The sequence below is a fragment of the Enterobacter cloacae complex sp. 342H5 genome (assembly GCF_050030905.1).
Taxonomy (GTDB): Bacteria; Pseudomonadota; Gammaproteobacteria; order Enterobacterales; family Enterobacteriaceae; genus Enterobacter; species Enterobacter intestinihominis.
The window spans coordinates 2,672,915-2,693,409 of record NZ_JBLGVB010000001.1 but is presented as its reverse complement, the minus strand read 5'-3'; the positions used below and the strand labels follow the sequence as shown (position 1 = coordinate 2,693,409).

Below are 20,495 nucleotides of genomic sequence, written 5' to 3'. Positions count from 1 at the left end.
TCGCCTTTTGGTTTTCGCCCTGGAGCTGTCATGTCTTTCAGTTGTCCCCTTTGCCACGCGCCGCTGACGCGCGCGGAGAAAACGTTTATCTGTCCACTGGGACATCAGTTTGACCGGGCTAAAGAGGGCTATGTCAATCTTCTGCCGGTACAGCACAAGCGCTCCCGGGATCCGGGTGACAGCGCGGAGATGATGCAGGCGCGCCGGGCGTTTCTTGACGCCGGGCACTATCAACCGCTCAGGGATACCGTTGTCGACTTACTCCGTCAATATCTGACAGAAGGCGCATCCGCCATGCTGGATATCGGCTGCGGCGAGGGCTACTACACCGCCACGTTTGCTGACGTCGCGGCTGGGAAGGGCGCCGAAACTTACGGGCTGGACGTGTCGAAAGTGGCTATCCGTGCAGCTGCAAAACGCTACTCAGCGGTAACGTTCTGCGTGGCCTCCAGCCACCGCCTGCCGTTTGAGGAAGCGAGTATGGACGCCGTGGTGCGTATCTATGCCCCGTGCAAGGCAGAGGAGCTGGCGCGCGTCGTTAAGCCCGGCGGGTGGGTTATCACCGTTACGCCGGGACCGCGTCATCTGCTGGAGCTAAAAGGGCTGATCTATGATGAAGTTCACCTGCATGCGCCGCACTCTGAACAGCTGGCGGGCTTCGCGTTAAAGCAGGCGCAGTCAGTGGCGTATGAGATGACGTTGCAGGGAAGTGAAGCGGTGGCGTTACTGCAAATGACGCCGTTTGCGTGGCGGGCAAAACCAGAGGTGTGGGAAACGCTGGCAGCACAGACAGAATTTCGCTGCCAGACGGATTTCAGCATCCATTGCTGGCAGCGCGAAGATTAACCCGCGAAGTGTGCCCAGAGTATTTGGGCACCAATTCCGATCAACACGATACCGCCCAGAATTTCGGCGCGTTTGCCTAACAGCGGGCCAATGAACCGCCCCACCATCATCCCCAGCGTTGACATAATCAGCGTGGCGCAGCCAATCGCCAGCGCGGTGGCGATAATATTGACCTGCAAAAACGCCAGACCGACACCGACAGCCATTGCGTCCAGGCTGGTTGCGATAGCGGTTGTCACCAGAAGCCAGAAGCCGTGGCGTTGCAGCGGCGCATCATCTTCATCGCTGTTGCCACGAAAACCTTCAATTACCATGCGTCCGCCGAGGAACACCAGCAGCACGAAGGCGATCCAGTGGTTCCACTCCAGCACAAACTGGCTGGCGAGCATCCCCAGACCCCAGCCAATAAGCGGCGTCAGCGTTTCGATTGCGCCAAAGATGAGACCGGTGCGCAGGGCTTCGGAAAATTTAGGTTTATGGAGGGTGGCACCTTTACCGATAGAGGCGGCAAATGCGTCCATGGACATGCCAAAAGCCAGAAGGATCGTAGCGGAGATATTCATAAGTGCGTCCAGACCGGGGATATCCATATGACACATCACTGCCCCCAGTAAACAGCAGTTGATGTATCTATGGTCTCGCCTGATCGCTTTTGGCACAGTAAGTGTGCTGAATACGATCCGTACGCGCCACGTTTTGCAACGAGTATGTTGACACGTACATTTCCCGCAGGCAGGAAATCGGCTACTCCCCAACGACGGGCGCAACCTTAACATATTTTGAGAATATAAAACAACAACGAAGATGGCTTTATAAAGCCACTATGTTGATAACGATTTTCATTTAGGTTTATGCGTAAAAGTATCGTTAATAAATATAAGTTAATTCGCAGGGGAGATATAGCATCGGCTATATTTCTGGTATGAGAATAATACAATACATAGCCGATGCTATAAAATTAATTCATTGAGTTTTAAGGAGTAATTTGTAGATTTTTTCCAGGTCGTCAATATTTTTGACCCGAATGAGCAGGCGGCGTTGTTCTAATTGCATCACCAGAACTCCGTCTTCGGATAAATTCATCTCTTTAATGCGGTTATATTCTATCCAGACATTGGCGAAGAAGAATCCGTGTTTTTTAAAAATGAGTTTTGGCGAGCGGAACCAGAACAGGTAAATCGCCATTAATGCCAGCGCACATAATAACCATGTGGTTAATATTGCGCCGTGGCTGGTCACATTATTGTAAATCAGGATGACTACCAGACCGGCGAAGATAAACGCATCAATGCGCCCACGGCGTAAGAGGGGAAGGGTCAGCAGCGTCTCGCCGTGGCGGCGAGGCATAATGAACTCGTCATAGATCGCGTAAGCCAGAAGGGCAACAATAAATAAAACCAGTACGGTGTCCGTGACAGTCATTCATCCTCCAGATAAAAAGACCGGGGGCAAGCCCCCGGTCGGTAACGCATTTTATTACAGACCCAGCAGGCCGACGGCGTAGCCCGCGATACCGATGACGAAGAAGCCAACGATGATCCACAGCGGGTTCACTTTCTTACGCAGCAGCCACATACAGGCGAAGGTTAATAGCAGCGGTACCAGGCCAGGCATCAGCTGGTCCAGAATGGTCTGCACGGTGGTGACGCGCGTCTGACCATCCTGACCGGTGATCGTCGATACCACCAGCGGGATGTTCACGTGCGTCCACTTGTTAACCAAAGCCCCCATTACAAACAGGCCGAGGATTGACGCCCCCTCAGTCAGTTTTTGCAGGAAGCCGCCGCCCATATCCTTAACGATATCCACCCCTTTACGGTAACCGTACGCCACGCCGTAGTAGCGGGTCAGCAGACGCACCGCGTTGAACAGGATAAAGAACAGCAGGGGACCAAGCAGACTGCCGCTCATGGCGATCCCGGCGCCCAGTGCCGCAAAGACCGGACGCACGGTACCCCAGAAGATCGGGTCGCCCACGCCTGCCAGCGGCCCCATCAGACCGACTTTAATACCGTTGATAGCACCATCGTCGATCTCAGCCCCGTTTGCACGCTGCTCTTCCATCGCCAGCGTTACGCCCAGAACAGGCGCCGCTACGTAAGGGTGGGTGTTGAAGAATTCCAGGTGACGCTTAATTGCCTGACGGCGTGCTTCGTTGTTTTCCGGATACAGGCGTTTGATTGCCGGCACCATGGAGAAGCAGAAGCCGAGCGCCTGCATACGTTCGAAGTTCCATGAACCCTGAAACAGGTTAGAACGGATGAACACGCCACGAATATCACCCGGAGTGAGTTTTTTCTCAGTGGTAGTTTTTGTCATATCAACCATTTCGCTCACCTGTTAGTCCAGTTCGTTATCGAGATCGTTGTTACCAGCAGCCTGCGCAGGGGCACCCGCGACACGGTTGTATTTTGGGCTGAGCTGGATATAAAGAATCGCCATCACCGCACCAATCACACCCAGCGCAACCAGGTTGAAGTTGGTGAATGCAGCGGTAACGAAACCAAGGTAGAAGAACGGCATCAGATAGCCTGCGCGCATCATGTTGATGACCATCGCGTAACCTACGACCACAATCATACCGCCCGCGATATTCAGACCGCCGGTGACCACTTCTGGTATGGCGTTCAGCATACTTTGAACTTCACTGGTCCCAACGGAAATCGCCACGATAACGGCCGGAATAGCGATACGCATCGCCTGCAGGAACAGGGACGAGACGTGGATCCAGGAGAGCGCTGTCAGGTTGCCGTTATCGGCCGCCTTATCCGCCGCGTGCTGGAAGGCAACGGTGATGGTACGAACAATGATGGTCAGCACCTGGCCTGCCGCGGCCAGTGGAATGGCCAGCGCGATACCGGCACCGATACTCTGATGACCGGCGATAACCAGAACGGTCGAAATAATGGACGCCAGCGCGGCATCTGGCGCAACTGCCGCACCGATGTTCATCCAGCCGAGGGCGATCATTTCCAGGGTACCACCGATGATGATACCGGTTTTCATGTCACCGAGAACGGCGCCAATCAACGTACAGGCCACCAGAGGGCGGTGGAACTGAAATTCATCAAGTACGGACTCCATACCCGCAATACACGCGACGATGAACACCAGCACAATCTGAAGAGTAGTAATCTCCATTGCACTTCTCCTATAACATAAGCTCTATATGAAAAACCGGCCCGGGCTTATTTCCCCACTTTGCCGATCAAATCCATCATTTTCAGTTTCTGATCCGTGGAAACCTTACGGGCTTCCAGCTCGATACCGCGTGCATTCAGCTTGTTGAAGGCCTCGATATCTTTCGCATCCACTGAAATCGCGTTGTTGACCTGCGTTTTGCCCTGACGGAAAGCCATACCGCCAATGTTAACGGAGGTGATTTTCACGCCGCCTTCAACAATGCGTTCAACGTCTGTCGGGTTGGTGAACAGAAGCATCACGCGTTCGCCCGCATATTTCGGGTTGTTGTAAACGCGGATCATTTTGGCGACATCCACGACGTGCGCGGTGACGCCCGGCGGTGCAACCTGGGTAAGAAGGGTTTTACGGACAGTGTCGGCGGCCACTTCGTCACTGACCACGATGATGCGTTGTACGTTGGTCTCTTTGGTCCAGCGCGTCGCCACCTGGCCGTGGATCAGACGGTCATCAATACGCGCAAGGCCGATAACCATGTAATCGTTCGGACCCATTGGCTTCGCCGGTGCCGCGGCTTTTGGTGCAGCAGGGGCAGGGGCAGGTTTTTCAACCGGCTGTGCTTTCAGCGCCTTCACGCCTTCGCGACCGGTTTCCACCGCCAGCGCCACCAGCTCGTCAAAGCCTGGGTTGTCGTCACGCGCCATGAAGGTTTCCACCAACATTGGGATATTTACCCCGGCGACGACTTCATAATGCTCTTTATCGACGACAATGCGGCTGGCAGCGTTGAACGGGCTACCGCCCCATGTATCCACGAGAAACAGCACGCCTTTGCTGGTATCCAGCTTCTCAAGCTGAGCAGTGTACTTTTCAATCAGCGTCTCGGCGTTTTCACCGGGAACGAAATCGATCCAGCCGACGTTTTCCTGCTCGCCCAACAGCATTTCTGCCGTTTTGAGTAACTGCTCCGCAGCCCAACCATGTGTGCCTATGACAATAGCAATGGTCACTTGCTACCTCCTATTATTATCATTTATACGTCTGCCAGGCAGGCGTACTGAGAATCGTATTGGCGAACCGAATCGATTCAGATAAGGGTTAGAGTTCTAAAAAACCAAGACTTCCGCGAATTATTTTAGATAGTGAAAAAATAATTTATGTGATGAAGATCCGTAATTTAGCTACGCCTTACAGATTTTTCTGTAAGATAAACCACGTGTGTTACAGAAGTTTGCAAAGGAACGTAAATCTTTGCTAAAAACCCATTGTCTCTGATATGTTTAGCGTCCGTTTAATTATTCAGGAGTATAGGGCTACAGCCCACTATATGGACCGTCACCGACGTCAGTTATCTTCCAGGCCATCCCGCGCCTTATTCACCGGCGACCTTCGCCACGCATCGACCCCCATTCCCTTTGAAATGCCCGAAATTAGCGGGGCACCGTTTTGTCATTCCTTTAGCAGGAGCGTGTCATGGAATTCTTAATGGACCCGTCAATCTGGGTAGGCTTGCTTACGCTGGTCGTGCTGGAGATCGTTCTCGGTATTGATAACCTGGTGTTTATTGCCATCCTTGCGGATAAGCTGCCGCCGAAACAGCGTGATAAAGCCCGTCTGATCGGCCTCTCGCTGGCGCTGATCATGCGACTGGGCCTGCTGTCCGTGATCTCGTGGATGGTTACGCTGACTAAGCCTCTGTTCACCGTCATGGATTTCACCTTCTCCGGCCGTGATTTAATCATGCTGGTGGGGGGGCTTTTCCTGCTGTTCAAAGCTACAACAGAGCTGCATGAACGGCTGGAGAACCGGCAGCATGATGATGGTCACGGTAAGGGGTATGCCAGCTTCTGGGTGGTGGTCCTGCAGATTGTGGTGCTTGATGCGGTCTTCTCACTGGATGCGGTGATTACAGCGGTTGGCATGGTGAACCATCTGCCGGTGATGATGGCGGCGGTTGTGATTGCGATGGCGGTAATGCTGCTGGCGTCGAAACCGCTGACGCGTTTCGTCAACCAACATCCGACGGTCGTCGTGCTGTGTCTGAGTTTCCTGTTGATGATTGGTCTGAGCCTGGTGGCAGAAGGTTTTGGTTTCCATATACCGAAAGGCTACCTGTACGCCGCGATTGGCTTCTCGATTCTGATCGAGCTGTTTAACCAGATTGCGCGCCGTAACTTCATTAAGCAGCAGTCGAATCAGCCGCTGCGCGCGCGTACCGCCGATGCGATCCTGCGCCTGATGGGCGGGCGTCGTCAGGTGAACGTGCAGGCGGATAACGAGAACCGTAACCCGGTTCCGGTGCCGGAAGGCGCGTTTGTGGAAGAAGAACGCTACATGATCAACGGCGTGCTTTCGCTGGCCTCCCGCTCCCTGCGCGGCATTATGACGCCGCGCGGTGAAATCAGCTGGGTGGACGCCAACCTGAGCGTCGACGAAATTCGCCAGCAGCTGCTCTCCTCGCCGCACAGCCTGTTCCCGGTCTGTCGGGGCGAGCTGGATGAGATCATCGGTGTGGTGCGCGCGAAAGAGATGCTCGTGGCGCTGGAAGAGGGCGTCAACGTCGAGGCCGTAGCGGCCGCGTCGCCTGCCATCGTGGTGCCGGAGACGCTGGATCCGATTAACCTGCTGGGCGTGTTGCGTCGTGCTCGCGGGAGCTTTGTTATCGTCACCAACGAATTTGGTGTGGTACAAGGTCTGGTAACGCCGCTGGACGTGCTGGAAGCCATTGCCGGTGAATTCCCTGATGCGGATGAAACGCCAGAAATCGTTGCCGACGGTGACGGCTGGCTGGTGAAAGGCACAACTGACCTGCATGCGCTCTCGCACACGCTGGGCGTCGAAAACGTGGTCAATGACGATGAAGACATCGCCACGGTAGCGGGGCTGGTGATTGCCGTTAACGGGCAGATCCCGCGTATCGGTGATGTGCTTGAGCTGCCGCCGCTGCAAATTACCATCGTTGAAGCCAACGACTATCGCGTTGATATGGTTCGTATTGTTAAAGAGCACTCTGTACACGACGAAGAAGAGTAACGCTATCTAGCGTAACGGCAATAAAGGCACGATGTGTCCGTTGTGACGGGCTGGCGGAGGGTTACTTTCCGCCAGCCATTTCGGAAACTCCCGCAGCGGCATCGGCCGCGCATACAAGTACCCCTGCAAAATATGTACGCTGTGGCGGCGCAAATAGCGTGACTGCTCCTCGGTTTCAACCCCTTCTGCAACCAGTTCAATATTCAACCGCTGGCCCAGCGCAATAATAATATCCGTTACCGTTGAGTTCACGGCGTCGGTGCCGATCGCGGTGGTGAAGGATTTATCAATTTTCAGCACGTCCGGGTGAAGTTTTTCAAGCCACGAAAGAGAACTATTGCCCGTACCAAAATCATCAATCGCAAGCTTCACCCCTTTGCGATGCAGCTCCCGCACGATGCGGTAATCCACATCGAGCAACGCATCGCGTTCGGTTAACTCTACAATCAACTTTTGAACAGGGTTCGCCTTAAACCAGATGCGGTTGAGATCCCGGATCAGCGCAGCGCGGCGAAAATGGCTGGCGGCCACGTTGATGCCAATATGGAAATCCCGTGAGGCCGGGAAAAAGCCTATCTGCCGCACCGTTTCGCTGATGACGTAGCGGGTAAGCGGAACAATCAGGCTATGTTCTTCAGCCAGGGGGATAAAGACATCGGGAGAAATCCAGCCCTGACGCGGGTTGTTCCAGCGCAGGAGGATCTCGACGCCAACGCATTCCCGGGTGCGGGCGTTTACCAGCGGCTGGCAGAAGAGTTCAAACTCCCGGGCAGCAATCCCCATATTAATTTCCCAGGTGAAACTTATGCGTCGCGCCGTGGCAAGCCAGGCGATATAGCCCATCAGTAAACTGAGCATCAACGCCAGCGGTAGCTGGGTGGGCAGATTTTTCAATGCCATTTGGCCTGCCCCCGGGCCGCTGACCGTGACGCTGAAAGGGTAGTGCTGTGAAGACTGTTCCAGTAGGGAGGCGTGTTCATCGAAGGTCGGCGTATTCGTCACCTGCTGCCCGTCGCGGAGAAAATTATCGCCTACTCTCAGGACCACGTCGGTGATTTGTGGCCGCTGTGGCTCCAGAATCATTTTGGTGATGAGATCGATATTCACTACCTCCATCAACCCGTCACTGCCGTCGCCCGCAAGGGGTGACCACTGAATCAGTACCGGACTGCCCTTTAACAGCCACCGATCGGTCAACAAGATCAGCCTGGGTTCACTGGACGGAAGCATCGGCTCAATGTCACTGACGGGCATATTTCGGTTGCCAAATACGCTCGAGCAATACAGTATTCCGTCTTTGACGAGGGCGATGGAGCGCACGGTCTGGAGGATCGCCGCCTGTTTTCGCAGTATCGGATTCGCTTCAGCGCAGGGCATATCAACCAGAAAACGTAGAGTTTCACGCTGGGTTTCTAACGCAAGAAGCACCTTATCAAGCGCACGCACGGTATGGTGAGTAAAGTCGTGGATCCGATCCTGATTAATGTTGCGCTGTGAAATAAAGCGAATGCCCAGCGTCAGGACGAGCGTAACGAGCGCAACCGTAACACAGACGATAACGCGCTTTCGGCGATAGTCTTTAATGATCGTTTGTGCAGTTTGCATGAACGGTCGCCTGATAAGCACCGGCCGGAAAAGCCAGACGCAACAGTGACAGTGTAGTGGGGAATACGTGAAGCGACGAGAGGCGGTGGGAAAATTCGCCCATCTGTTGCAGATGGGCGAAAAGGAAGGTTTAGTCGCACTGCACCTTAATGGCCAGACCGCCGCGCGAAGTCTCACGGTACTTCGCGTTCATGTCCTTGCCGGTTTCGTACATGGTTTCAATAACCTTATCCAGTGACACGCGTGGCTCGCTGGTACGGCGCATCGCCATACGCGAGGCGTTGATCGCTTTGACGGAGGCGATGGCGTTACGCTCAATGCACGGTACCTGCACCTGGCCGGCAACCGGGTCACAGGTCAGACCGAGGTTGTGCTCCATGCCGATTTCCGCCGCCACGCACACCTGCTCAGGGCTTGCGCCCAGCAGTTCCGCCAGACCGGCCGCCGCCATAGAGCAGGCCACGCCCACTTCACCCTGACAGCCTACTTCGGCACCGGAGATGGAGGCATTCATCTTGTACAGCGCGCCGATAGCGCCTGCCGCGAGGAAATAACGGATATAGATCTCCGATGTCACGGGCTCAATAAAGTGATCGTAGTAGGCCAGCACCGCCGGAACGATACCGCACGCGCCGTTGGTTGGCGCCGTCACCACGCGACCACCCGCTGCGTTCTCTTCGTTAACCGCCAGCGCAAACATGTTCACCCAGTCAACCACATTCATAGGGTCATTGGAGAATTTGTCGGTGGTGACCAGCATACGGCGAAGCGCAGAGGCACGACGCGGCACACGCAGTGGCCCAGGCAGAACCCCCTCGGTGTTCATCCCGCGGTCAATACAGGCGCGCATGGTTTGCCACACGTTAGCAAAATAGTCTTCGATCTCTTTCTTGCTGTGCAGCGCCAGTTCGTTCTGCATCACCATGCCGGAGAGGGAGAGACCGGTCTCTTTGCAATAGGCCAACATCTCGGTGGCAGATTTAAACGGATAGGGCACATTCACATCGCCCGCGCTCTCTTTGCCAAAGTGTTCTTCGTCAACGATAAAGCCGCCGCCGATGGAGTAGTAGGTTTTACTGTAGATCTCTTTTTCGCCGCTCCAGGCGTGGATGGTCATACCGTTTTCATGCAGCGGCAGGTTGTCGCTACGAAAACGCATCCCGTCATCCTGCGGGAAGTCCACTTCGTGCTGACCGTTAGCCAGCAGCAGACGACCGCGCGTTTCCACGTCGCGGATAAATGCCGGAATGGCATCAATATCAACTGTGTCCGGCATATTGCCCGCCAGACCCATAATAATGGCGATATCGGTGTGGTGGCCTTTACCCGTTAATGACAGTGAACCGTAAACGTCTACGGCGACTCGGGTAACGCTTTCCAGTAATCCTTTTTCGACCAGATCATCGACGAACTGTTTACCGGCCTTCATCGGCCCTACAGTGTGGGAAGAAGATGGACCAATCCCCACTTTGAACATGTCGAATATACTAATCACTTTCACACTCCTGACAGGGTTACTGGGGTTCCAGTAACGATGTTATAACTGCGCATAGTGTAAGAGGGAACACTAACCTCGGCTTAACTATTCACATGAATTAAACTAATGGTTAACGATGGTTTAGCTAATAGCGCGACGCCGATCGCAAACCTGCCAGAAAAGGGTGGAATGTAAAGTATAGTCAAGGCTTCAGGCCGATTTGTAGCGCAAGCTCACGAATGATGCCTGCCGTCATGCCCCAGACAAAATAATGCTGATACCACGACAGCCAGACCCGATGATCGTGCCCGCGGCGGTGAATATCCAGAGGATGATAGCGGCCCAGACGAAGGGCCTCTTCAAGCGGCATTTCGAACACCGCTGAAACTTCATCGACGCTGGCGTGATACTGAAGATCGGGCGGAATAATGCCGACGACCGGCGTGACCTGAAAACCGGTTACGCTGTCCACTGGCGGCAGCACGCCAATCACCTCGACCGCCTCCGGGGGGATCGCCACCTCCTCATGCGCTTCGCGCAGCGCGGCGGCAATCAGGGAAGCATCGGTGCTGTCCACCGCGCCGCCCGGAAACGCAACCTGACCGGCGTGTTTTCGCATATGCGGTGAGCGCTGGGTAAGCAACAGACCCGGCTGTTCACGACGCACGACCGGGATCAGTACCGCCGCCTGACGTTGATTCAGCGCGGCGCGGTTAACCTGGGGCCGCAGAAGCTGAAAACGCGACAGAAAATCATCCAGCGTCAGGTTGTCTTTCTTCACCGTGAGTTCTCCAGTTGTTTCAGGATACGATTCACTTTATCAAAGGTTTCCTGATATTCCGCCCCGGCTTGGCTGTCGGCTACAATGCCGCCGCCTGCGGAACAGTAAAGGTTACCGTCGCAGGCCGTCAGGGTGCGAATAGTGATGCTGGTATCCATGGTTCCGCACAGGCTCACATAGCCGATGCTGCCGCACCAGGCGTTGCGGCGATGCGGTTCCAGTTCGTCGATAATCTCCATCGCGCGGACCTTCGGCGCGCCGGTGATGGAGCCGCCCGGAAACGCGGCGCGGAGCAGATCGCAGGCGGTTCGCGAGGCCGGCAGGCGTGCAGTGATAGTACTGACCAGATGATGCACCGCCGGGAAAGGTTCCACAACGAACAGCTCCGGCACGCGCACGCTGCCCGGCTCGGCGACGCGGCCAATATCATTGCGCATCAGATCGACAATCATCAGGTTTTCAGCGCGATCTTTCGGCGAGGCCGCCAGCGTCTCCGCCTGCTGGCGGTCGGCGTTAGCATCGGCAAGGCGCGGCAGGGTGCCCTTGATCGGGCGGGTCTGAATAATACCGTCAGCCAGATGAATAAAACGCTCAGGCGAAAGGCTGAGGATGGCACCGTGTTCAAGGCGTAAAAATGCGCTAAACGGGGCCTTATTGCTGGCATTGAGGCGAGTAAATGCCTGCCATTCGTCTCCCCGGTACGCCGCCTGGAAACGCTGGGCAAGGTTGACCTGATAACAGTCGCCGCTGTGAAGATACGCCTGCACGCGAGAGAATTTTTCCGCATATTCCGCCGCGCTCATGTTCGAGTGCCAGCCAGAGGTCAGCATAAAGTGTTCCGCTGTGGCGGGCCGTTGCGCCTCAAGCCAGGCCAGACGCGCCTGCACATCTCGGTGGCTAAGCAGGGAAACCGTCTGCTTACGGTGATCCACGATTAGCGCCCAGTCATACAGCCCCACCGCCATATCCGGCAGGGAAACATCCGCCTGTGCATGCTCGGGCAGCTTTTCGAAACGGCGACCCAGATCGTAACCAAACAGGCCCAGCGCGCCCCCCTGGAAAGGCAGATCCGGATCCGGTGTGGCAGATAAGCCCAGAGCATGGATCTCGTTCTGAAGCCGCATCAGCGGATCGTCCGTGGGTGACAGCGCATCGGTAGTCAGCGTTTTAACCGGGTCGGCCACCAGAATATCAAAGCGGCTGTAGGGGTGATCCGCATGCCCGGAGTGCAGCAGCATGGCAAAAGGAAGGTGGCTCAGACGGGCAAACCAGAACTCGGCGGCGTCTGCACGCCAGGGTAAGGTCATAACAGTGGGGAAGCGCATGTTCATGTATGGCATACTACCGGGTAGCGTGAAATAATTAGCGCGAATAATTTAGCAGGAGTTAACGATGTTTGCAGGTTTACCTTCTCTCAGTCATGACCAACAGCAGAAAGCGGTAGAGCGGATTCAGGAACTGATGGGCCAGGGTATGAGCAGCGGAGAAGCGATCACCGTCGTCGCTCAGGAAATTCGCGCCAGTCATACCGGCGAGCGGATAGTGGCGCGATTTGAAGATGAAGATGAATAACCGGGCTTAAACTGCCGCGATAATCTTAATCTCCACCTTATACTCCGGTTTCATCAGCGTGGCCTGTACGGTGCAGCGTACAGGCGCGTGACCCGCCACTACCCACGCATCCCAGGCTTTATTCATCTCCGCGAAGTCGTCTTTATTCGCCAGGAAAATCGTCGCGTCCAGAATGCGGGATTTATCGCTGCCCTGTTTTTCCAGTACGGCGTCGATCTGCGCCAGGGTGTTAGCGGTTTGCTCGAAGGCGTCGGCGTCCAGATTGGCAGGGACACCGGTGTAGTACAGCGTCTGGTTGTGGATCACCACATCAGACCAGCGGGCTTCGGCATCAATGCGCGTAATTGTCATAAACGTATCCTCGTTATCTTTCATCGTCAGGCGGCAAGACTGCCATATTGTTCCGCCGTCGTCACTATTTGGGGTGGCACCGGAGAGAAGGGGCTGACATAATCCCTGTGCAAAAATACAGTGAGAGAACACCGTGGCAGACGATTTTTCCCCTGAAGGTCAGTTAGCACAGGCAATTCCCGGTTTTAAACCGCGCGAACCCCAACGTCAGATGGCGCATGCCGTCGCGCACGCCATCGACAAGGCGCAGCCGCTGGTTGTGGAGGCCGGCACCGGTACGGGGAAAACCTACGCTTACCTCGCTCCTGCGTTGCGGGCGAAAAAAAAGGTGATCATCTCTACGGGATCAAAAGCGCTCCAGGATCAGCTCTACAGCCGCGACTTACCCACGGTGGCGAAAGCGCTGAAATACAAAGGTCGTCTGGCCTTGCTGAAAGGGCGTTCTAACTATCTGTGTCTGGAGCGTCTCGAACAGCAGGCACTGGCGGGCGGTGACCTGCCGGTACAAACACTCAGCGATGTGATCGTCCTGCGCGCCTGGGCCAACCAGACGGAGGAGGGGGACATCAGCACCTGTGCGAGCGTGCCGGAAGACTCCCCGGCCTGGCCGCTGGTGACCAGCACCAACGACAACTGCCTCGGCAGCGACTGCCCGCTGTATAAAGACTGCTTTGTGGTGAAAGCGCGTAAAACGGCGATGGAAGCCGATGTGGTGGTGGTGAACCATCACCTGTTTCTTGCGGATATGGTGGTCAAGGACAGTGGTTTCGGCGAGCTGATCCCGGAGGCGGAGGTGATGATCTTCGATGAAGCCCATCAGCTACCGGACATCGCCAGCCAGTATTTTGGCCAGTCGCTCTCCAGCCGTCAGCTTCAGGATCTGGCGAAAGATATTACCATTGCCTATCGCACCGAGCTCAAAGATACCCAGCAGTTGCAGAAGTGCGCGGACCGCCTGGCGCAATGCGCACAGGATTTCCGCTTACAGCTTGGCGAGCCGGGCTATCGCGGCAACCTGCGCGAACTGCTCGCGGACAAAAATATCCAGCGCGCGCTGCTGCTGCTCGATGATGCCCTTGAACTCTGTTATGACGTGGCGAAGCTGTCCCTCGGACGTTCAGCGCTGCTGGACGCCGCCTTCGAGCGGGCCACGCTCTACCGTGGGCGGCTGAAGCGGCTGAAAGAGATCAACCAGCCGGGCTACAGCTACTGGTATGAATGTACCTCGCGCCACTTTACCCTGGCGCTCACGCCGCTGACCGTTGCCGATAAATTCAAAGAGGTGATGGCGCAAAAGCCCGGCACCTGGGTCTTTACCTCGGCCACGCTGTCGGTCAACGACGATCTGCACCACTTTACCGAGCGTCTCGGCATTGAGCAGGCTGAATCCTTACTCCTCCCAAGCCCGTTCGACTATGAGAAACAGGCGCTGCTGTGCGTGCCACGCAATCTGCCGCTGCCTAACCAGCCAGGGGCGGCGCGCCATCTGGCGGCCATGCTAAAGCCGATGATTGAGGCCAACAACGGACGCTGCTTTATGCTCTGCACCTCTCACGCCATGATGCGCGATCTGGCCGAGCAGTTCCGCGCGACCATGACGTTGCCGGTGCTGTTGCAGGGGGAAACCAGCAAAGGCCAGCTGCTCCAGCAGTTTGTCAGCGCCGGTAATGCCCTGCTGGTGGCGACCAGCAGCTTCTGGGAAGGGGTGGACGTGCGCGGCGATACGCTCTCGCTGGTGATTATCGATAAGCTGCCATTCACATCGCCGGACGATCCGCTCCTGAAAGCACGCATGGAGGACTGCCGTCTGCGCGGGGGCGATCCGTTCGACGACGTCCAGTTGCCGGACGCGGTTATCACGCTTAAACAGGGGGTAGGGCGACTGATACGCGACGTCACCGACCGCGGAGTGCTGGTGATCTGCGACAATCGCCTGGTGATGCGTCCCTACGGCGCCACCTTCCTCGCCAGCCTGCCGCCTGCGCCGCGCACACGGGATATTAAACGCGCGGTCCGCTTCCTGGCGAACCCGACGGCGGAGTAATTCTTCCCGGAGTGTGTTAAGATGCGCGCCATTTTGTGACTGACCATTGCGAGAGCGCGACGACTGATGCGAATTCTGGCTATTGATACCGCGACAGAGGCCTGTTCCGTTGCCCTGTGGAACGACGGTACAACTTTTGCTCATTTCGAAGAGTGCCCACGGGAACACACCCAACGTATTCTGCCCCTGGTAAAAACCATTTTAACCGAGGGCAACACCGCCCTGACTGACCTCGACGCGCTGGCCTACGGCCGTGGTCCGGGCAGCTTTACGGGCGTACGTATCGGGATTGGCATTGCGCAGGGGCTGGCGCTGGGCGCTGACCTGCCGATGATCGGCGTTTCAACGCTTGCGACTATGGCTCAGGGTGCCTGGCGCATGACCGGTGCCAGCCGCGTGCTGGCCGCGATTGATGCCCGCATGGGTGAAGTCTACTGGGCGGAGTACACCCGTGACGAAAACGGCGTCTGGCACGGCGAAGAGTCGGAAGCCGTGCTTAAACCTGAAGCCGTCACCGAGCGCCTGAAACAGCTCACGGGTGAGTGGGCGACGGTCGGAACCGGCTGGCCGGCATGGCCTGAGATGGCGAAGGACACCGGCCTTACGCTGGTGGATGGTAACATGCTCCTGCCTGCCGCCGAAGATATGTTGCCTGTTGCCTGTCAGCAGCTTGCCGCAGGAAAAACCGTGGCCGTTGAACACGCCGAGCCGGTTTATTTACGAAACACCGTCGCGTGGAAGAAACTTCCTGGCCGCGAGTGAATCTCAGTAACAGGAACTGAGAAAAAGGAGTCGCATCATGGCGGTTCAGACTAAAGTTGTACGCTTTTTTATGGCAGGCGCGGTTGCCATAGCACTGAGCGGGTGCGTCACCGTTCCTGATGCGATCAAGGGCACCAGCCCGACGCCACAGCAGGATCTGGTACGCGTGATGAATGCTCCGGAGCTGTATGTCGGGCAGGAAGCGCGCTTTGGCGGCAAGGTGGTTGAAGTGCTAAACCAGCAGGGGAAAACCCGGCTGGAGATTGCCACCGTTCCACTGGACAGCGGCGCACGGCCTGTTCTGGGTGAAGCCTCGCGCGGGCGGATCTACGCTGACGTCAGCGGCTTCCTCGATCCGGTAGATTTCCGCGGGCAGCTGGTGACCGTCGTCGGGCCGATTACCGGTTCGGTGGCGGGGAAAATCGGCAATACGCCATACAAATTTATGACCATGCAGGTGAACGGCTACAAACGCTGGCGTATCGCCCAGCAGGTGGTGATGCCGCCACAGCCAATCGATCCGTGGATGTGGGGTCCGCATCCGTATCGTTACGGCTACGGTGGCTGGGGTTGGTACAATCCAGGCCCTGCACAGGTTCAAACAATCGTAACTGAGTAACTTACTGTTATTGTTAGGAAAGAGACAGCGGCTCAGCCGCTGTCTCTGTTTTTTTACGGACAAAACGAAAAAAAAGAGTGACGCGCTTCGCAACCTGCAATCTGAGCAATTAATAAACTGGTACGCTGAGTTAATATAATGTTAACAAACTGTTTATTATCGGGGCTGTGATGACGACGAACACTCATTTCAGAGGTGATGCATTGAAAAAGGTTTGGCTTAACCGTTATCCCGCGGATGTCCCTGCGGAGATCAATCCTGACCGTTATCAATCCCTGATTGAATTATTTGAACACTCGGTACGGCGCTACGCTGACCAGCCCGCATTTGTGAATATGGGCGAAGTGATGACTTTCCGTAAGCTGGAAGAGCGCAGCCGGGCGTTTGCGGCCTATTTACAGGAAGGGTTGGGCTTGCAGAAAGGGGATCGCGTCGCGCTGATGATGCCAAACCTGCTGCAATACCCGGTGGCGCTGTTCGGGATCCTCAGGGCGGGGATGATCGTGGTTAACGTTAACCCGCTCTATACCCCGCGCGAGCTGGAACATCAGTTGAATGACAGCGGTGCGGCGGCGATTGTGATTGTCTCCAACTTTGCCCACACGCTGGAAAAAGTCGTTGAAAGAACTCAGGTTAAGCACGTCATTCTGACGCGCATGGGCGACCAGCTCTCTACCGCGAAAGGTACGCTGGTCAACTTTGTCGTGAAATACGTTAAGCGGCTGGTGCCGAAATACCACCTGCCGGATGCCATCTCTTTCCGCCGCGCGCTGCATGCGGGCTATCGGATGCAGTACGTTAAGCCGGAGATCGTGTCAGAAGATCTGGCGTTCCTGCAATACACCGGCGGTACCACCGGCGTGGCTAAAGGGGCGATGCTGACCCATCGTAACATGCTGGCGAACCTTGAACAGGTGAACGCCACCTACGGGCCGCTACTGCACCCGGGCAAGGAGCTGGTGATCACCGCGCTTCCGCTGTATCACATTTTTGCGCTGACCATGAACTGCCTGCTGTTTATCGAGCTTGGCGGTCAAAACGTATTGATCACCAACCCGCGCGACATTCCGGGGCTGGTTAAAGAGCTGGCGAAATACCCGTTCACCGCCATGACCGGCGTGAACACCCTGTTTAACGCGCTGCTTAACAATAAAGAGTTCCAGCAGCTCGATTTCTCCACGCTGCATCTTTCTGCGGGCGGCGGGATGCCGGTTCAGCAGGCGGTTGCCGAGCGCTGGGTAAAACTCACCGGACAGTATCTGCTGGAAGGCTATGGTCTGACGGAGTGCGCCCCGCTGGTCAGCGTCAACCCGCATGACATCGACTACCACAGCGGCAGTATCGGTCTGCCGGTCCCGTCGACGGAAGCTAAACTGGTGGACGATGAAGGTAACGAAGTGCCTCACGGCGAACCGGGCGAGCTGTGCGTCAGAGGGCCGCAGGTGATGCTGGGCTACTGGCAGCGCCCAGATGCCACGGATGAGATCATCAAAGACGGCTGGCTGTACACCGGCGACATCGCGGTGATGGATGACGAAGGTTTTCTGCGTATCGTCGATCGCAAGAAAGACATGATCCTCGTTTCCGGTTTCAACGTCTATCCGAACGAAATCGAAGACGTGGTGATGCAGCACAGCGGCGTGCTGGAAGTGGCAGCGGTGGGGGTTCCTTCCGGCAGCAGTGGTGAAGCGGTGAAGATATTTGTGGTCAAGAAAGATCCTTCTCTTACCGAGGAAGCGCTGATAACGTTTTGTCGCCGGCAGCTGACGGGCTATAAAGTGCCGAAGCTGGTGGAATTCCGCGATGAGCTGCCGAAATCCAACGTCGGGAAGATATTACGACGAGAATTACGTGACGAAGCCCGTGCCAAAGTGGACAATAAGGCCTGAGCTTCACGTTAATCGCCCAGACGCCGGTTAAGCCGGCGTTTTTTATGGGCGCAAACAAAAGAGAGTCCGATTTGAATTACCAGATGATCACTACCAACGACGAGCTGGCTTCGCTGTGCGAGGTGACGCGTGATTTCCCCGCTATCGCCCTGGATACGGAATTTGTCCGTACCCGCACGTACTACCCGCAACTGGGCCTGATCCAGATGTATGACGGCAAACACGTGTCGTTGATTGACCCCCTCGGCATTACCGACTGGGCGCCAATGCGCGAGCTGTTGCTTGATACCGCCGTGACCAAATATCTGCACGCCGGCAGTGAAGATCTGGAAGTCTTTCTCAACACCTTTGGCATCATGCCGCAGCCGCTGATTGATACCCAGATCCTCGCGGCGTTCAGCGGTCGCCCGCTCTCCTGGGGCTTCGCGGCGATGGTGGAAGAGTACACCGGTCTGACGCTGGATAAGAGCGAATCGCGTACCGACTGGCTCGCGCGCCCGCTGACGGCGCGTCAGCTTGAATACGCCGCGGCAGATGTATTCTACCTGCTGCCGATTGCTGGCCAGCTTATGAAAGAGGCTGAGGCGTCCGGTTGGCTGTCTGCCGCCCTGGACGAGTGCCGCATGACGCAGCAGCGTCGTCAGGAAGTGGTTGATCCGAAAGAGGCCTGGCGTGACATCACTAACGCCTGGCAGCTGCGCACCCGTCAACTGGCCTGTCTGCAACTGCTGGCTGACTGGCGGCTGCGTAAAGCGCGTGAACGCGATCTGGCGGTTAACTTCGTGGTGCGTGAAGAACACCTGTGGGCGGTGGCGCGCTATATGCCGGGTAGCCTTGGCGAACTGGACAGCATTGGCCTTTCCGGGAGTGAGATCCGTTTCCACGGTAAAACGCTGCTCGCGCTGGTAGAGAAAGCTCAGCAGCTGCCGGAGGACGCACTGCCAGAACCACTGCTTAACCTGATGGATATGCCGGGCTACCGCAAGGCGTTCAAAGATATCAAAGCGCTGGTGCAGACGGTGGCGGGGGAAAGCAAACTGAGCGCCGAGCTGCTGGCTTCACGTCGTCAGATTAACCAGCTGCTGAACTGGCACTGGAAGTTGAAACCGCAAAATGGCTTACCGGAACTGGTCGCCGGATGGCGGGGGGAACTGATGGCTGAACGCCTGAACACCCTGCTGGAAGGGTATCCGCGCTAAAGAATTGTAGCCCCGGTAAGCGCCGCGCCACCGGGGAAATTGCCGGGCGGTACGATGCTTGCCCGGCCTACAAAACCACAAACGGATTAACGTGACTCTTCCGCTTCCGGAAGCGTCACGTTCAGCTCCAGAATCGAAATATCCCCGTCTTTTTGCTCCAACTGAACGGTGACCATTTCCGGGTCAATCTGCACGTATTTGCAGATCACTTCCAGAATGTCTTTGCGCAGCTGCGGCAGGTAGTGCGGTTCGGCGTCGCTACGACGACGTTCCGCCACAATGATTTGCAGACGTTCTTTTGCGATGTTGGCGGTGCTTTTTTTCCGCGAGAGAAAAAAGTCCAGTAATGCCATAACTTATCCTCCGAACAGGCGTTTGAGGAAACCTTTCTTCTCTTCTTCAATGAAGCGGAAAGGACGTTCTTCTCCCAGCAGACGGTCAACGGTATCCGCATACGCTTTACCCGCGTCTGCCTGTGTATCCAGGATCACGGGCTCGCCCTGGTTAGAGGCGCGCAATACGGACTGATCTTCCGGGATCACGCCAACCAGTTTGATGCGCAGGATCTCCAGCACGTCTTCCATGCTCAGCATGTCACCTTTGTTCACCCGACCCGGGTTGTAGCGGGTCAGCAGAAGGTGCTCTTTGATCGGCTCCTGGCCATTTTCCGCGCGACGAGATTTCGAGGCCAGAATGCCGAGAATACGGTCGGAGTCACGTACTGACGAGACTTCCGGGTTAGTAGTGATGATGGCTTCATCCGCGAAGTAGAGCGCCATCAGCGCGCCGGTTTCGATGCCGGCCGGGGAGTCGCAGACCACGAAGTCGAACTCCATCTTTTTCAGATCGTCGAGCACCTTTTCCACGCCTTCACGGGTCAGCGCGTCTTTATCACGGGTCTGGGACGCCGGGAGAATGTAGAGGTTCTCGGTACGCTTATCTTTAATTAGCGCCTGGTTAAGCGTGGCATCGCCCTGAATGACGTTCACGAAGTCATACACCACGCGACGCTCGCAACCCATGATCAGGTCCAGGTTACGCAGACCGATATCGAAGTCGATTACGACGGTTTTCTTTCCCTTCTGGGCCAAACCAGTAGCGATGGCCGCGCTGGAGGTGGTCTTGCCAACGCCTCCTTTACCCGAAGTCACAACAATAATGCGTGCCATAGAAATT

At 56.1% G+C, this 20,495-nt stretch carries 20 protein-coding genes; 8 read left to right on the top strand and 12 right to left on the bottom strand.

All coding sequences use genetic code 11. The features are described 5' to 3' along the window. Positions 1 to 30: 30 nt before the first annotated feature. Entirely contained in the window at positions 31 to 846 is an 816-nt protein-coding gene (gene rlmA / locus ACQG03_RS12875) for a 23S rRNA (guanine(745)-N(1))-methyltransferase (RefSeq protein WP_063162947.1), read from the top strand. On the opposite strand, the gene mntP is transcribed toward rlmA, so the two are convergent. The 5 genes from mntP to manX form a co-directional block, all read right to left on the bottom strand. Further along, on the bottom strand, positions 843 to 1,409 hold the full coding sequence (mntP, locus tag ACQG03_RS12870) for a manganese efflux pump MntP (RefSeq protein WP_032622454.1): 567 nt from the start codon (positions 1,407 to 1,409) through the stop codon (positions 843 to 845). The genes rlmA and mntP overlap by 4 nt on opposite strands. Positions 1,410 to 1,809: 400 nt before the next feature. After that, positions 1,810 to 2,268 (bottom strand): DUF986 family protein, encoded by a 459-nt coding sequence (locus ACQG03_RS12865; protein ID WP_063162948.1) that lies wholly within the window; start codon positions 2,266 to 2,268, stop codon positions 1,810 to 1,812. A 54-nt stretch (positions 2,269 to 2,322) separates the two neighbouring features. Beyond that, a complete protein-coding gene (locus ACQG03_RS12860; protein ID WP_006810994.1) occupies positions 2,323 to 3,174 on the bottom strand; it encodes a PTS mannose transporter subunit IID in 852 nt (283 codons plus the stop codon). A 12-nt stretch (positions 3,175 to 3,186) separates the two neighbouring features. After that, complete coding sequence (gene manY / locus ACQG03_RS12855; RefSeq protein ID WP_022648448.1) at positions 3,187 to 3,987, bottom strand: PTS mannose transporter subunit IIC; 801 nt, start codon at positions 3,985 to 3,987, stop codon at positions 3,187 to 3,189. A 47-nt stretch (positions 3,988 to 4,034) separates the two neighbouring features. Beyond that, on the bottom strand, positions 4,035 to 4,997 hold the full coding sequence (manX, locus tag ACQG03_RS12850) for a PTS mannose transporter subunit IIAB (RefSeq protein ID WP_022651434.1): 963 nt from the start codon (positions 4,995 to 4,997) through the stop codon (positions 4,035 to 4,037). Positions 4,998 to 5,460: 463 nt separating this feature from the next. Here manX and yoaE point away from each other — a divergent pair, with 463 nt between their 5' ends. After that, on the top strand, positions 5,461 to 7,020 hold the full coding sequence (gene yoaE, locus ACQG03_RS12845) for a CNNM family cation transport protein YoaE (protein WP_023300354.1): 1,560 nt from the start codon (positions 5,461 to 5,463) through the stop codon (positions 7,018 to 7,020). A 6-nt stretch (positions 7,021 to 7,026) separates the two neighbouring features. Here the strand turns inward: yoaE and ACQG03_RS12840 are convergent, their stop codons facing one another. From ACQG03_RS12840 to pabB, 4 genes are all read right to left on the bottom strand, one after another. After that, on the bottom strand, positions 7,027 to 8,625 hold the full coding sequence (locus tag ACQG03_RS12840) for an EAL domain-containing protein (protein WP_426726128.1): 1,599 nt from the start codon (positions 8,623 to 8,625) through the stop codon (positions 7,027 to 7,029). A 130-nt stretch (positions 8,626 to 8,755) separates the two neighbouring features. Further along, a complete protein-coding gene (gene sdaA / locus ACQG03_RS12835) occupies positions 8,756 to 10,120 on the bottom strand; it encodes an L-serine ammonia-lyase (RefSeq protein WP_063146325.1) in 1,365 nt (454 codons plus the stop codon). A gap of 184 nt (positions 10,121 to 10,304) precedes the next feature. Continuing rightward, the gene (locus ACQG03_RS12830; RefSeq protein ID WP_022648443.1) at positions 10,305 to 10,883 is read right to left on the bottom strand and encodes a CoA pyrophosphatase; all 579 of its coding nucleotides are present in this window, start codon (positions 10,881 to 10,883) and stop codon (positions 10,305 to 10,307) included. After that, positions 10,880 to 12,214, bottom strand: a complete 1,335-nt coding sequence (gene pabB / locus ACQG03_RS12825; RefSeq protein ID WP_063162949.1) for an aminodeoxychorismate synthase component 1 — start codon at positions 12,212 to 12,214, stop codon at positions 10,880 to 10,882. The genes ACQG03_RS12830 and pabB overlap by 4 nt, the downstream gene beginning before the upstream one ends. Before the next feature lie 61 nt (positions 12,215 to 12,275). Here pabB and ACQG03_RS12820 point away from each other — a divergent pair, with 61 nt between their 5' ends. Then, entirely contained in the window at positions 12,276 to 12,455 is a 180-nt protein-coding gene (locus ACQG03_RS12820; protein WP_022648441.1) for a YoaH family protein, read from the top strand. Positions 12,456 to 12,461: 6 nt separating this feature from the next. On the opposite strand, the gene ACQG03_RS12815 is transcribed toward ACQG03_RS12820, so the two are convergent. After that, on the bottom strand, positions 12,462 to 12,806 hold the full coding sequence (locus ACQG03_RS12815; RefSeq protein ID WP_022648440.1) for a RidA family protein: 345 nt from the start codon (positions 12,804 to 12,806) through the stop codon (positions 12,462 to 12,464). 133 nt (positions 12,807 to 12,939) lie between these two features. Here ACQG03_RS12815 and ACQG03_RS12810 point away from each other — a divergent pair, with 133 nt between their 5' ends. The 5 genes from ACQG03_RS12810 to rnd all read left to right on the top strand — a co-directional run bounded on the left by ACQG03_RS12810 (position 12,940) and on the right by rnd (position 19,319). Beyond that, positions 12,940 to 14,850 (top strand): ATP-dependent DNA helicase, encoded by a 1,911-nt coding sequence (locus ACQG03_RS12810; protein ID WP_023300349.1) that lies wholly within the window; start codon positions 12,940 to 12,942, stop codon positions 14,848 to 14,850. A gap of 66 nt (positions 14,851 to 14,916) precedes the next feature. Then, positions 14,917 to 15,612, top strand: coding sequence for a tRNA (adenosine(37)-N6)-threonylcarbamoyltransferase complex dimerization subunit type 1 TsaB (gene tsaB, locus ACQG03_RS12805; protein ID WP_023300348.1), 696 nt, complete (start codon positions 14,917 to 14,919; stop codon positions 15,610 to 15,612). A gap of 37 nt (positions 15,613 to 15,649) precedes the next feature. Then, on the top strand, positions 15,650 to 16,231 hold the full coding sequence (locus ACQG03_RS12800) for a Slp family lipoprotein (protein WP_023300347.1): 582 nt from the start codon (positions 15,650 to 15,652) through the stop codon (positions 16,229 to 16,231). Positions 16,232 to 16,434: 203 nt separating this feature from the next. Continuing rightward, positions 16,435 to 18,120: a long-chain-fatty-acid--CoA ligase FadD gene (gene fadD / locus ACQG03_RS12795; RefSeq protein WP_072201026.1), complete on the top strand. Its 1,686-nt coding sequence runs from the start codon at positions 16,435 to 16,437 to the stop codon at positions 18,118 to 18,120. Positions 18,121 to 18,203: 83 nt separating this feature from the next. Further along, entirely contained in the window at positions 18,204 to 19,319 is a 1,116-nt protein-coding gene (gene rnd, locus ACQG03_RS12790; protein ID WP_123059168.1) for a ribonuclease D, read from the top strand. Positions 19,320 to 19,405: 86 nt separating this feature from the next. Here rnd and minE read toward each other — a convergent pair whose 3' ends face one another. Then, positions 19,406 to 19,672, bottom strand: a complete 267-nt coding sequence (gene minE / locus ACQG03_RS12785) for a cell division topological specificity factor MinE (protein ID WP_003859937.1) — start codon at positions 19,670 to 19,672, stop codon at positions 19,406 to 19,408. A gap of 3 nt (positions 19,673 to 19,675) precedes the next feature. After that, complete coding sequence (gene minD / locus ACQG03_RS12780; RefSeq protein ID WP_003859938.1) at positions 19,676 to 20,488, bottom strand: septum site-determining protein MinD; 813 nt, start codon at positions 20,486 to 20,488, stop codon at positions 19,676 to 19,678. Positions 20,489 to 20,495: the final 7 nt, after the last annotated feature.